This is a genomic window from Xanthobacter autotrophicus (assembly GCF_029991245.1).
GTDB classification, from domain to species: Bacteria; Pseudomonadota; Alphaproteobacteria; order Rhizobiales; family Xanthobacteraceae; genus Xanthobacter; species Xanthobacter autotrophicus_C.
Map to the genome: position 1 here is coordinate 1 of NZ_JAIVFO010000142.1, position 11,803 is coordinate 11,803.

Below are 11,803 nucleotides of genomic sequence, written 5' to 3' on the forward strand. Positions count from 1 at the left end.
GGCGTATAGCCCGCCGGGGTGTAGGGCGGGGTCTCCGCCGGGCCGCCGGCCGGCGCGAAGTCCGGTTGCGGCGCCTCCGGTTGCGGCGCCTTGGCGATCAGCGGCGCCGGCATGGGCCTGGGCGCCGGCTTGCAGATGGTGCGGCCCTTCCCGTGGCGCATCAGGTCCACATGGATGTGGTCGTAATGGAAGACGTTGGAGCCCGGCGCCAGCACGGTGGTGAAGCGCTCGCAGGCGCCCGCCTGGACCTGGAGCAGGAAGCCGCGCTCTTCCTGGGTGCCCTTCCAGCCGTTCTTCACGGTGACCCATCGCCCGTCGGCGATGCGGAAGGCGCCCACGTCCAGCGCGTTGCCGAAGGCGTGCTCGGAAATCTTGGCGCCGGCCTGCCCGTTCATGCCGCGGCAGGAATAGGCCGACATCTGGCTGATGGCCACCACCGGCTGGCCGAACCAGGCCAGTGCGGCGGGCTGCACCACGTCCTGCACCCACAGGTCCACCTGGTGGATCACCGGGCAGGCGAGCTTGCCCGCCGGTTCCAGCACCACATTGCCCTCGGCGAGGGCGGTGACGCGGAAGGGATGCTCCATGCCGCACATGCCCGGCCCGTCGATGGCCGGGATGGGTTCCATGAAGGCGGAGGCGACGACGCCCTTCTGGGCGATGCATTGCTCCTCGGCTTCCACGCGCCAGGGATCGCGCGTTTCGAGCCCGAAACGACAGCCGGTGAGCGCACCCGCGAGGAGCAGCGCAGGGAAAAGGAACCACAGGGAGGCGCGCGACATGCGCCGCACCTTGCCGAGGGCGGCGTTGCGAACGGGTTAAGGGGAGGCTGCGGCGCTCAGAAAAGCGCGGTGGAAAATGGATTCCCTTGGGTCATGCCTTGCCGCTACGACTGGATGACCTCGAGCAGCGGACTGCCGTCGGCGGGCTCCAATCCCTTCAGGCTGTGATTGTAGAGGTGCAGCCCGAGAGTGCGGGGGGTGACGATATCGGCGATCCGCAGGCCGGACTGGACGAGCAGGGACGTCTGCTGGTGATGCAGCGGATAGAAGATGTCGATCGGCTGAGCCATCTTCATCAAGTGGTGCTTCTGGATCATGTAGGTCAGCAGCTGAGGGCCGAAGATTCCCCAGGGCTGATCAGCCACATGCCGTGGAAAGCCCATCGCCTTGCGGAGGCGCCACACGCGCCGGTCGCTTCTGCGCGCCCACGGCGGAATGAAATAGTCATCTTCCGTAGCGGAAATAAGATCCTGCAAGAGCTTGCTGTCGGCCGGTATGGCCAGGACCGCGTTATTCACCTGTCCGTTTTGTTCAAGGCCGAACAAGTAGTGTTCGTCGGGAAAAGACTGAAGGCAATAGACGTCGCAATCGACATAAATCCCCATGTCCGCCTTCAGCAGGCGGTAGCGATAGCGGTTCGCGCCAAGCGCCGGACTTCCGGTGGGCCTATGCCGGATAAGCTCCTCTTGGGTCATGAGGGTCGCGGCGTCGAACAGCGTCACACCGTCCGGCGTATCCACGGGCCGGTCATAGCTGTGCAGCACCACATCGTGCCCGTGCCGGACGAAGGATCTGATGCAGGCGGCGTGAATGGACCCGAGACGGTCGCCCATCCAGAAAAAATTTATCCTTGGTGCCATCTTCCTCACGCGGGCAGTGAGCATTCACCTTACGGTGACGTAGCAAACGCCGGGAGGCAGAAAAAGTCCTTGTAGTTGCAATTCACACATATGCATTCCAGTCGTTGCACGGCTGGCTGGCGTCCTTCGGCGCCGGCCATCGCCAACGGGATGGAGTTCGGCTCAGCGTTCGGCTCCATCCGGCCCAGGCTCGCCGGCTCCGGCGTCGTCCTTGCCGTTTTGCACAGGCTCGGGTTCGTCTTCGCCGCGGCCTTCGAATGCCGCCTGGAGCTGCTCGGCGAGCTTTTGCAGGTCGTCCGGCATGTCTTCCTGCGTATAGTCGTCGAACAGCTGGCGAAGCTCACGGCCCAAAAGGTCCTGCCGTGCGGAGATGTCGCGACGGTGAGGCGTTCGCATGCCGCTGGCCTCTTTCTGGTGCTGCGTCGTCATGGGGGTATCGAGGGGGCCTTCAGGGCGTGCCGTTCGCATGGCGGTTCTTCTGGACAGACGCGGGCGGTTTCCACATCTGACATCCGCCCGCGTGCGTTGCAATATGGCAATTGATTCGATCTGGTCGCCGGACCCGGCCCGCGTGGCCGCGGGTGGGTGGATGGAGCCGGCGCTCCCTTATTCGCGATAGAGGCGCGAGGGCCGCACCTTGCCGTCCGGCGTACGGTCGCCTTCGCCGTCGCTGCCGGACAAGTCGATGTCGATATCGAGCCGGCGATCCGACCCCGCCAAGGCGGCTTCGGCTTCGCGCAGAAGGCGACGCTCCTCATCCGGCGCCCGAGGCCGGCGTGGATAATCCCTCCGGCTTTCGCCGGGGCGGAACTCCGCGCGGTCGTAGCCGTGGGGCGCCGTGCTGGCAGGCCCGCTGCCGGACGTCGGCACGTTTCGCGGTTCGCTCATGCCGCTCCTCCACTCATGTGTCTCAGCCTGACCAGAAACGCACCATTGCGCCTTTGGTTCCAGCAGGTCGCGGCTTCACTTTCGCGCCACGGCGGGAACCCGCCGCACAGCTCTGCCGTTGGATCGACAAGTGATGGATGACCGTGGAGCACCAAGACACGGCAACGGCCGGGCGAGTTGGCGGCCATCTTCGGGCGCGGACCATTCATCGTTTCATCTCGTCAGGCATGGAGGTCTGAAATGCTGAGCTGGGCGGTTACATTCCTTATCGTCGCGCTGATCGCGGCGGTTCTTGGCTTCGGCGGCATTGCCGGCACGGCCATCGAGATTGCGAAGATCATCTTCTTCGTCGCAATCGTGCTGTTCCTGATTTCCGCAGTGATGGGCCTGATGCGCCGGGGCCGGGCGCCCTGACGTCGGCGTCATCGGCCGCAGCGATTGCGGTCGAAAAGGAGGGGCGGGTCCGCTGGTGCGGGCCCGCCCGAAGTTGCTTGGAGTGCCCTCTTTATGCGGCCTTAAGGTAAATACCGTGTTGATCGGCCGCGGTTTCCGCCACCTCTCCCACAGGCGCGGTCCGGTCGAAGGCCAAAAAAAGGGGCGCCGCAGGGCGCCCCTTCATCGTGCGTCGTGTCTTCGCCTCAGGGGCACTGCACCCGGTAGCGATTGCCGTAGGCGTCGCGCGCCCAGCAGGCCCGCGGGGTGGTCTCGGCACCGATGATGGCGCCGGTGCCGGCGCCGATCAGGCCGCCCACCAGGGCGCCGGTGCCCGTGCCCGTCGCCGCGGCGCCGATGAGCGCGCCCGTGCCGCCGCCGATCACCGCGCCGCCCACGGCCCGGTCCTGCCGCGAATATTCGCTGCAGCCGGCCAGTCCCAGCGCCAGCGCGCACACAATGAGAGCCGCTTTCATCATGTTCTCCCTTGCCAGACCCCGGCATCAGGCCGGGTCTCGGTCCAAATCACTTTACCACTCCCGACGCCGACCGACGGTCGCCCTTCGGCGCGAAAGATGCCGGGCGGCGTTTGCCCCTCGACGTCAGGGCATATAGCACGCAGCCCACGCCGGCGCCCACTGCCACGGCAGCGGCGATCACCGCCACCGAGGGCGACGGCGCGGGCAGATGCCGCCGCACGTCCGGCAGATGGACACCGGACAGGTCGATATGGGGCATGTGGACCCTGGGCAAGGCTTCGGCCCGCTCGGAAATCCAGTCCTGGGCCTCCGACGCCATCCGCTCCAGGCCGCCCGGCTTGCTCCACAGGGAGGACTGGAGATCATCCAGCTCGTCCTTGAGCGCCGCGATCCGGCGGCTGACCCTGTCAGCGGTAGACTCCTTGTGCCATCCGAGCATCGACCATTCTCCCTGGAGCAGGCGTCGACCGGATCGCGCCGCAATCCGGCCGGGTAACGCGTTGCCCGTGTCGTAAGTTCTGAGCCGTTGATCGAACGCCCTGCGAGGCTTCCGGTTCCGTTGGTCCGCATCTGTTTGCGCCGGCATGGCGGCATTGCGTCAAACATGCGGGGGAACCATGGCGAGGCCGCGAGCGTTGAGAAGACTGTAATGGGATAAGGAGATGGTTCGTGCTGAGCGCGCTGCACCCGTTCGCGACCACCGGCCAAGCGCCTGGCCAGGCGTCTGGCCAGGCGCCTGACCAAGCGTCTGACGCGGGCCGGCCGGACCTGCCCTTTCCGGCGGTGTGCGCACAGGTGCGCGCCGACACCCACGCCTTCTTTCTCGACGTGGACGGCAGCCTGATCGACATCGCCGACCACCCCGACGCGGTGCAGGTTCCCGAGCATCTGCCGCAGGTTCTGGCCGCGCTGGCGGAGCAGGCGGATGGGGCGCTGGCCCTGGTAAGCGGGCGCACCATCCAATCCCTCGACATGCTCCTGCACCCGTTCGGCTTCGCCGCGGCGGGCAGCCACGGCGCGCAGATGCGGCTTGCGCCGGACGGCAAGATCCTGTCCGCGCCGGCGCTCGATGTTGCGCTCGCCCGCGAGGTGACGGCGGTGGCGGACGGCTTCGACGGCGTGTTCGCCGAGGACAAGGGCACCGCCATCGCCGTTCATTACCGCGCCGCGCCCGATGCCGCTCTGACCCTCAGGCGCGCGCTTCTGGACGTTCTCGGCGCGCGGCAGGACGTGCGCCTGATGCCCGGCCACTGCGTGTTCGAGGTGAAGCCCGCAAGCCTCGACAAGGGCACGGCGGTGGCGGACTTCATGGGCCGTGCCCCGTTTGCCGGGCGCATTCCCCTCTTCATCGGCGATGATTTCACGGACGAGGCCGGCTTTTGTGCCGTGGCCGCGCGCGGGGGCCTGGCCCTGGCGGTCGGCGCGCCGCGGCCGGGCGCCCATGGGGTGCTTGCCGATCCCCGATCGGTCCGCGCGTTCCTCACCCACCTCGCGGCGGTGCCGCGGCAACGACGGAGGTGACCCTCGTGTCTCGTATCGTGGTCGTATCCAATCGTGTGGCTGTCCCCCAGCGGTCTGGGGTCTCGGCCGGCGGACTGGCGGTGGCGGTCAACGCCGCCCTCAAGGACAGGGGCGGGATCTGGTTCGGCTGGAGCGGGCGCATCTGCCCGGAACCGTCCGAAATCCCCGAAGTGACGCGCAAGGCCGGCATCACCTATGCGGTGGTCGACCTGAAGGCCGACGACCACCAGGAATATTACAACGGCTTCGCCAACCGGGTGCTGTGGCCGGTCCTGCACTACCGGGTGGATCTCTCGGAATTCTTCCGCTCGGACCTGTCCGGCTACATCCGCGTCAACCGCATGTTCGCGGATCATCTGGAGAAGATCATCCGCCCCGACGACATCCTGTGGATCCACGACTACCACATGATGCCGCTCGCCAAATACCTGCGGGAGCGCGGCCACAAGAACCGCATCGGCTTCTTCCTCCACATTCCCATGCCGCCGTCGGACATCGTCCAGGCCCTGCCGCAGCACGGCGAGACCGTGGGCGCGCTGGCCTATTACGATCTCGTGGGCTTCCAGACCGAGGGCGACCGGGACAATTTCGCCCATTACCTGGAGACCCGCGGCGGCCAGATGACGCCCGACGGCACCGGCGTCGACATCGGCGGGCGGCGGGTGAAGCTCGGCACCTTCCCGGTGGGCATCGAGACGGCGGCCTTCGCGCGGCGGGCGAGGCATGCCAGCCGCGCCGCCTTCGTGAAGTCGTTCCGCGACAGCCTCGTCGGCAAGAAGCTGATCATCGGCGTGGACCGGCTGGATTATTCCAAGGGCATTCCCAACCGGCTCGAGGCCTACGAGCACTTCCTGAAGACCCGGCCCGACTGGCACGAGCGGGTCACCTTCGTGCAGATCACGCCCAAGAGCCGCACCGACGTGCCGGAATACCAGGAGATGGACCGCTACGTCTCCCACAAGGCCGGGCAGATCAACGGCGCCTATTCCGACGTGTCCTGGACCCCGCTGCGCTATGTGAACCGCACCTATTCACGCTCGGCGCTGGCGGGCTTCTACCGGGCCGCCCACGTGGCCATGGTGACGCCGCTGCGCGACGGCATGAACCTTGTCGCCAAGGAATATGTGGCGGCGCAGGACCCCGCCGATCCCGGCGTGCTCGTCCTGTCCCAGTTCGCCGGGGCGGCGGCCGAGATGGGCACGGGCGCCCTCATCGTGAACCCGCACGACACCGAAGGCATGGCCAATGCCCTGCGCCGGGCGCTGGAGATGCCGCTCGCCGAACGCCGCGAGCGCTATGCCCGGATGATGCAGGTGCTGGAGGCCCGCGACATCGACCGCTGGGCGGCGGACTATCTCGCCGCACTGGCGCCGGAGGCCGCAACGGCTGAGCGGCGCGGGGTGAGCCTGCCGCGGGCGGCCATCCGCTCCGTGGTGCGCCTGCCCGGCGCCTGGCGGTCCGACCTGGTGCCCCGGGGGGTGTAAGCCGGCCGCATATTGGGCCCTGCCGCCTGGTTGCCGCGCCGGCGCCTTGCCGCTATAGCAGCGCGGTTGGCAAGGCTTGCCGCGGAGGCGTCTCGGCCTTCGCCGGGTCGTCGTGCGGGCGTGGCGGAACTGGTAGACGCAGCGGACTCAAAATCCGCCGTCCTTACGGATATGTCGGTTCGAGTCCGACCGCCCGCACCATTTTTCAGAAAACTTGCTTTTACGATGCCCGCGCACCACCAGTCCGGCCTGCTCAATACCGCCGAGTTCGCCCGCGCCCTCGGCATCGATGGCAAGACGGTCGCTTCCTCTCTCAACCTGCTGGTGGACCTGCTCCTTGTGCGACGCCTGGAGCCATGGCGTTCCAACGCCTGAAAGCGGCTCGTGAAGTCGCCACGTGTCTATGTCCGCGACAGCGGCATCGTCGGTGCCTTGCTTGGGCTCGCTACGCTCGACGAACTGCTGGGACATCCCATCGCTGGAGGAAGTTGGGAGGGCTTCGTCATCCAATTAGAAGCCGGATTGGGCGGGGTCTGTGGTGCTCGCCGACGCGATGCTGGACAATGTCGCGCTGAAGGACCTCTCCGGGAAAGAAGTGATGACGCCCGCTGCCGAGCGCAAAGCCATCGCGCATCTCATGGGGCGTCACGGGATGAGCGAACGGCGGGCGCGTAAAACCACCGGCTTCTGCCGCATGACGATAAGATGCCAGTCGAAGCGAGGGGATGACGGCGCCCTGCGCGAGCGCATGAAGGCCATCGCCCATGAGCGTCGGCGCTTCGACTATCGGCGCCTGCACGTGCTGCTCAGGCGGGAAGGCTTCGTGCTCAACCACAAGGGTTGGGGAGGGGGCCGGCGCCCAGCATACGGTCCCTCCTGACGGCTCGCATTCCCGCCGTCATCCTCCGGCTTGACCGGGGGTTCCGTGCTGCGGCCGGGTCGGCTGACACTCTTCAGGATGCGGAATTGCGGCGAGGCGGATGCCCCGGTCAGGCCGGGGCATGACGGTGTTGATGCCGCTCCATCCTCACGCCGCCGCGGCGGTGCCCGTGGCGCTTTCGATCTCGCGCTTCATGGCGGTGATGGTGGCGCCATAATCCTTGGCGCCGTAGATGGCGCTGCCGGCCACGAAGGTGTCGGCCCCGGCCGCCGCGATGGCGCCGATATTGTCCACCTTCACCCCGCCATCCACCTCCAGGCGGATGTCGCGGCCGCAGGCGTCGATGCGCGCGCGGATGGCCTTCAGCTTGTCCAGCGCGCCGGGAATGAAGGCCTGCCCGCCGAAGCCGGGGTTCACCGACATCACCAGCACCAGGTCGAGATGCTCCAGCGTGTAGTCGAGCACGGAGAGGGGCGTCGCCGGATTGAGCACCAGGCCGGCCTTCACCCCCTTGGAGCGGATGAGCTGGAGCGAGCGGTCCACATGCTCGCTCGCCTCGGGATGGAAGGAGATGAGGTCGGCGCCGGCGTCGGCGAACGCCTCGATCATGCCGTCCACCGGCTTCACCATCAGGTGCACGTCCACGAAGGCCTTGGTCACCTTGCGCAGGGATTGCAGCACCAGCGGGCCGATGGTGAGGTTGGGGACGTAATGATTGTCCATCACGTCGAAGTGAATCCATTCCGCGCCGCCCTCCAGCACCGCTTCCACCTCGGCGCCGAGGCGGGTGAAATCGGCCGAGAGGATGGACGGGGCGATGATGGGATAAGCGCGGGCCATGGGGGTCTCCTCAACGTCTGGATGGGACGGGGCGGTATCTTGCCCCGGCCGACTGGAGCGCCAGCGGACGGAAAGCCTGCTGCGCAGGACCTTATCCCTGGACCCCGGATTGGCGCTCCAGCTGCGCTGTCGCTGGTCCGGGGAACGAGGCGGCCGAGCCGCCTCGAGCACTCCTATACGTCACGGCGCCGCGTTGGCGCCAGCAGCACTCAGTGCACCACCTGCTTGAGCTCGCCGGAGGCGTAGCGCTTGGCCATGTCGTCCAGCTCGATGGGGCGGATCTTGTCCGCCTTGCCGGCGGCGCCGAACGCCTCGAAGCGATTGATGCACACCTTCTTCGCCTCTTCCATGGCGGCGGCGAGGAACTTGCGCGGGTCGAACTCGCTCTTGTTCTTCGCCCCCACGCGGCGCATGCCGGCGGTCATGGCGAGGCGGATGTCGGTGTCGATGTTCACCTTGCGCACGCCGTAGCGGATGCCCTCCTGGATCTCCTCCACCGGCACGCCGTAGGTCTCCGGGATGTCGCCGCCATAGGTGCGGATCTCCTCCAGCAGCTCCTGCGGCACCGAGGACGAGCCATGCATCACCAGATGGGTGGTGGGAATGCGCTGGTGGATGGCCTTGACGCGGTCGATGGCGAGGATGTCGCCGGTGGGCTTGCGGGTGAACTTGTAGGCGCCGTGGGAGGTGCCGATGGCGATGGCCAGCGCGTCGCACTGGGTCGCCTTCACGAACTGGGCCGCCTCTTCCGGATCGGTGAGCAGCTTGTCGTGGTCCAGCGCCCCCTCGGCGCCGTGGCCGTCCTCTGCCTCGCCCTTGCCGGTCTCCAGCGAGCCGAGGCAGCCCAGCTCCCCTTCCACCGAGACGCCCACCGCATGGGCCAGCTCCACCACCTTGGCGGTGACGGCGGCGTTATAGTCATAGTCGGCGGGGGTCTTGCCGTCTTCCTTCAGGGAGCCGTCCATCATCACCGAGGAGAAGCCGGACCTGATGGCGCCCATGCACACGGCGGGGGAGGCGCCGTGGTCCTGGTGCATCACCACCGGGATCTCGGGATAGGCCTCCACGGCGGCGGCGATGAGGTGGCGCAGGAAGGCCTCGCCGGCATATTTGCGCGCGCCGGCCGAGCCCTGGAGGATGACCGGCGAGCGCGTGGCGCGGGCCGCGTCCATGATCGCCTTCACCTGCTCCATGTTGTTCACGTTGAAGGCCGGCAGGCCATAGGAAAGCTCCGCCGCATGGTCGAGCAGCTGGCGCATGGAAACGAGGGCCATTGTCCTCTCCTTCTAAGGTTCACATCTGGATGTCTGTGTTCCCCGGCCCAGCGACGGCGAAGCCGGAGCGCCGAGCCGGGGCCCAGCGCAAAACCGCTGCGCAGCAGGCAAGACCCGGTGGCGGCTGTCTGAAGAGCCGCCTTCGGCGCAGTCGTGCGCTGGATCCCGGCTCTCCTTCCACTTCGCTTGCGCTCCGTTTCAGTCGGCCGGGATGCAAAGCCTCACCCCACCGCGCGGCGGACGGCCTCGGCCACCTTCTCGACGGTGAAGCCGAACAGGGGCCACAAATCCTTCTCGGGGGCGGATTCGCCGAAGCGGTCGATGCCGATGACGGTCACGCCCTCCTCGCGGGTGCCGGTCAGGCCGCGCCAGCCGCGGGTGACGCCCGCTTCCACCGCCACCACCGGCACGCCCTTGGGGAACAGCGCCGCCCGCTCGGTCTCGGTCAAAGCCTCGAACCGCTCGCGGCAGGGCATGGAGACGATGCGGGTGGCAATCCCCGCCGTGTCCAGCGCCTCGGCCGCGGCCACCGCCAGCTTCACCTCGGAGCCGGTGGCGACGAGGATGGCGCGGGCCACCCCCTCGCTCTCGCGCAGCACGTAGCCGCCGCCGGCAATGGCCTCCACCTGCGCGTCCGAGCGCGGCCACACCGGCAGGTTCTGGCGCGACAGGATGAGGGCGGAGGGGCCGTCGGTGCGGGTCAGTGCCGCATGCCAGGCTTCGAGTGTCTCCACCGTGTCGCAGGGCCGCCACACGTCGAGGTTGGGGATGAGGCGCAGGCTTTCCACATGCTCCACCGGCTGGTGGGTGGGGCCGTCCTCGCCGAGGCCGATGGAATCGTGGGTGAGGATGTAGATCACCCTCTGGCCCATGAGCGCGCTCATGCGCATGGCGTTGCGGGCATAGTCCGAGAACACCAGGAAGGTGGCCACGAACGGGATGAAGCCGCCGTGCAAAGCGATGCCGTTGGCGATGGCCGACATGCCAAACTCGCGCACGCCGTAATAGATCTGGTTGCCGGCCGGGTCCCGCGTCACCGGCACCGCGCCGGGGAAGGTGGTGAGGTTGGAATGGGCAAGGTCCGCCGAGCCGCCGAGAAATTCCGGCACCGCCGGGGCGAGCGCGGCGAGGGCCTGCTGGCTCGCCTTGCGGGTGGCCACGGTCTCGGCCTTCTCCAGGGTGGTCTTCAGCGCCGCCGCATAGGTGTCGGCGAAGACGGGGGAGAGGTCGCCCTTCAGGCGGCGGCGGAACTCGGCCGCCTCCTTCGGATAGGCGCGGGCATAGGCTTCCATGCGGGCCTCCCACGCCTGCTGGCGCGCGGCGCCCACCTTGCGGGCGTCCCACTGGGCATAGATGTCGTCCGGGATCTCGAAGGGGGCGTGATCCCAGCCCATGGCGGCGCGGGTGCGGGCGATCTCGTCCGGGCCGAGCGGGGCGCCGTGGGTGTCCTGGTGGCCCTGCTTGGTGGGCGCGCCGCGGCCGATGACGGTCTTGCAGCAGATGAGCGAGGGCTTGCCCTGCGCCAGCGCTGCCTCGGTGGCGGCGCGCACGGCGGCGGGGTCGTGCCCGTCCACGTTGCGCACCACGTGCCAGCCATAGGCCTCGAAGCGGGCCGGGGTGTCGTCGGCGAACCATTCCTCCACCTTGCCGTCGATGGAGATGCCGTTGTCGTCATAATAGGCGACCAGCTTGCCGAGGCCGAGCCGGCCGGCCAGCGAGCAGGCCTCGTGGCTCACGCCTTCCATCAGGCAGCCGTCGCCGAGGAAGACGAAGGTGCGGTGATCGACGATGGCAAGGCCCGGCCGGTTGAACTGGGCGGCCAGCGTCTTTTCCGCCAGCGCCATGCCCACCGCATTGGCGAGGCCCTGGCCCAGCGGCCCGGTGGTGGTCTCCACGCCCGGGGTCATGCCGTATTCGGGATGGCCGGGGGTACGCGAATGCACCTGCCGGAACCGCTTCAGCTCCGCCACCGGCAGGTCGTAGCCGGTGAGATGGAGCAGCGCGTAGATCAGCATGGAGCCGTGCCCGTTGGACAGCACGAAGCGGTCGCGGTCGGGCCAGGCCGGGTCGGCGGGATTGTGGCGCAGGTGCTCGCGCCACACCACGGCGGAGATGTCCGCCATGCCCAGCGGCGCGCCGGGATGGCCGGACTTGGCCTGCTCCACGCCATCCATGGCGAGCGCGCGCAGGGCCGCCGTCACCGGCCAGGCGAGGGAGCCGGGGCTGCGGTCCAGCGTCGGGACGGCGTCTGCGGTGGTGGCCTGGGTGGTCCTGGCGTGAGCAGTCATGGCTCGTCTCCCTTCAACCTTCATTGCCCCTTCGCGATCGTCCCGCCTTCCCCGGCGCGGGGGAGGGGTGGGGAG

The 11,803-nt window shown here is 68.0% G+C and carries 13 protein-coding genes, 1 tRNA gene and 2 pseudogenes; 7 read left to right on the plus strand and 9 right to left on the minus strand.

The window, feature by feature from the left end; translation table 11 throughout:
• From K9U41_RS18790 to K9U41_RS18805, 4 genes are all read right to left on the minus strand, one after another.
• The coding region (locus K9U41_RS18790) for an extensin-like domain-containing protein (RefSeq protein ID WP_282642398.1) at positions 1–782 on the minus strand (782 nt) is incomplete at its 3' end.
• A 104-nt stretch (positions 783–886) separates the two neighbouring features.
• Entirely contained in the window at positions 887–1,615 is a 729-nt protein-coding gene (locus K9U41_RS18795) for a hypothetical protein (protein ID WP_282642399.1), read from the minus strand.
• A gap of 189 nt (positions 1,616–1,804) precedes the next feature.
• Positions 1,805–2,071: a hypothetical protein gene (locus K9U41_RS18800; protein ID WP_282642400.1), complete on the minus strand. Its 267-nt coding sequence runs from the start codon at positions 2,069–2,071 to the stop codon at positions 1,805–1,807.
• Between the two features lie 177 nt (positions 2,072–2,248).
• Positions 2,249–2,530, minus strand: coding sequence for a hypothetical protein (locus K9U41_RS18805; protein ID WP_282642401.1), 282 nt, complete (start codon positions 2,528–2,530; stop codon positions 2,249–2,251).
• A gap of 240 nt (positions 2,531–2,770) precedes the next feature.
• Between K9U41_RS18805 and K9U41_RS18810 the strand changes: the two genes are divergently transcribed.
• Entirely contained in the window at positions 2,771–2,944 is a 174-nt protein-coding gene (locus tag K9U41_RS18810; protein ID WP_282642402.1) for a DUF1328 domain-containing protein, read from the plus strand.
• Between the two features lie 224 nt (positions 2,945–3,168).
• Here K9U41_RS18810 and K9U41_RS18815 read toward each other — a convergent pair whose 3' ends face one another.
• Together K9U41_RS18815 and K9U41_RS18820 are read right to left on the minus strand one after the other, a co-directional pair.
• Positions 3,169–3,438: a YMGG-like glycine zipper-containing protein gene (locus K9U41_RS18815; RefSeq protein ID WP_282642403.1), complete on the minus strand. Its 270-nt coding sequence runs from the start codon at positions 3,436–3,438 to the stop codon at positions 3,169–3,171.
• A 49-nt stretch (positions 3,439–3,487) separates the two neighbouring features.
• A complete protein-coding gene (locus K9U41_RS18820) occupies positions 3,488–3,880 on the minus strand; it encodes a hypothetical protein (RefSeq protein ID WP_282642404.1) in 393 nt (130 codons plus the stop codon).
• Positions 3,881–4,110: 230 nt separating this feature from the next.
• On the opposite strand from K9U41_RS18820, the gene otsB reads away from it, so the two are divergent.
• From otsB to K9U41_RS18845, 6 genes and pseudogenes are all read left to right on the plus strand, one after another.
• Positions 4,111–4,962 (plus strand): trehalose-phosphatase, encoded by an 852-nt coding sequence (gene otsB / locus K9U41_RS18825; protein ID WP_282642405.1) that lies wholly within the window; start codon positions 4,111–4,113, stop codon positions 4,960–4,962.
• A 5-nt stretch (positions 4,963–4,967) separates the two neighbouring features.
• A complete protein-coding gene (otsA, locus tag K9U41_RS18830; protein ID WP_282642406.1) occupies positions 4,968–6,446 on the plus strand; it encodes an alpha,alpha-trehalose-phosphate synthase (UDP-forming) in 1,479 nt (492 codons plus the stop codon).
• A gap of 114 nt (positions 6,447–6,560) precedes the next feature.
• Positions 6,561–6,647, plus strand: a tRNA-Leu gene (locus K9U41_RS18835).
• 24 nt (positions 6,648–6,671) lie between these two features.
• A complete protein-coding gene (locus K9U41_RS18840) occupies positions 6,672–6,821 on the plus strand; it encodes a DUF4143 domain-containing protein (RefSeq protein ID WP_282642407.1) in 150 nt (49 codons plus the stop codon).
• A gap of 9 nt (positions 6,822–6,830) precedes the next feature.
• A pseudogene (locus K9U41_RS23875) lies at positions 6,831–6,944 on the plus strand (DUF4143 domain-containing protein); the annotation flags it as partial.
• Between the two features lie 40 nt (positions 6,945–6,984).
• Positions 6,985–7,284 (plus strand): annotated as a pseudogene (locus K9U41_RS18845) (IS3 family transposase); the annotation flags it as partial.
• Between the two features lie 189 nt (positions 7,285–7,473).
• Here the strand turns inward: K9U41_RS18845 and rpe are convergent.
• From rpe to tkt, 3 genes are all read right to left on the minus strand, one after another.
• Positions 7,474–8,166 carry a ribulose-phosphate 3-epimerase gene (rpe, locus tag K9U41_RS18850; RefSeq protein ID WP_282642408.1) on the minus strand — a complete coding sequence of 231 codons (693 nt, stop codon included), beginning with the start codon at positions 8,164–8,166 and terminating at the stop codon, positions 7,474–7,476.
• 209 nt (positions 8,167–8,375) lie between these two features.
• Positions 8,376–9,440, minus strand: coding sequence for a class II fructose-bisphosphate aldolase (fba, locus tag K9U41_RS18855; protein WP_282642409.1), 1,065 nt, complete (start codon positions 9,438–9,440; stop codon positions 8,376–8,378).
• Positions 9,441–9,661: 221 nt separating this feature from the next.
• Positions 9,662–11,728, minus strand: coding sequence for a transketolase (gene tkt / locus K9U41_RS18860; protein WP_282642410.1), 2,067 nt, complete (start codon positions 11,726–11,728; stop codon positions 9,662–9,664).
• Positions 11,729–11,803 lie beyond the last annotated feature (75 nt).

What these genes read in the sequence shown, in the direction of transcription:
- K9U41_RS18795 (WP_282642399.1), bottom strand. Translation starts at nt 1,615, where the DNA reads ATGGGCGACCGTCTCGGGTCCATTCACGCCGCCTGCATCAGATCCTTC.
- K9U41_RS18800 (WP_282642400.1), bottom strand. Translation starts at nt 2,071, where the DNA reads ATGACGACGCAGCACCAGAAAGAGGCCAGCGGCATGCGAACGCCTCAC.
- K9U41_RS18805 (WP_282642401.1), bottom strand. Translation starts at nt 2,530, where the DNA reads ATGAGCGAACCGCGAAACGTGCCGACGTCCGGCAGCGGGCCTGCCAGC.
- K9U41_RS18810 (WP_282642402.1), top strand. Translation starts at nt 2,771, where the DNA reads ATGCTGAGCTGGGCGGTTACATTCCTTATCGTCGCGCTGATCGCGGCG.
- K9U41_RS18815 (WP_282642403.1), bottom strand. Translation starts at nt 3,438, where the DNA reads ATGAAAGCGGCTCTCATTGTGTGCGCGCTGGCGCTGGGACTGGCCGGC.
- K9U41_RS18820 (WP_282642404.1), bottom strand. Translation starts at nt 3,880, where the DNA reads ATGCTCGGATGGCACAAGGAGTCTACCGCTGACAGGGTCAGCCGCCGG.
- K9U41_RS18840 (WP_282642407.1), top strand. Translation starts at nt 6,672, where the DNA reads ATGCCCGCGCACCACCAGTCCGGCCTGCTCAATACCGCCGAGTTCGCC.
- rpe (WP_282642408.1), bottom strand. Translation starts at nt 8,166, where the DNA reads ATGGCCCGCGCTTATCCCATCATCGCCCCGTCCATCCTCTCGGCCGAT.
- fba (WP_282642409.1), bottom strand. Translation starts at nt 9,440, where the DNA reads ATGGCCCTCGTTTCCATGCGCCAGCTGCTCGACCATGCGGCGGAGCTT.
- tkt (WP_282642410.1), bottom strand. Translation starts at nt 11,728, where the DNA reads ATGACTGCTCACGCCAGGACCACCCAGGCCACCACCGCAGACGCCGTC.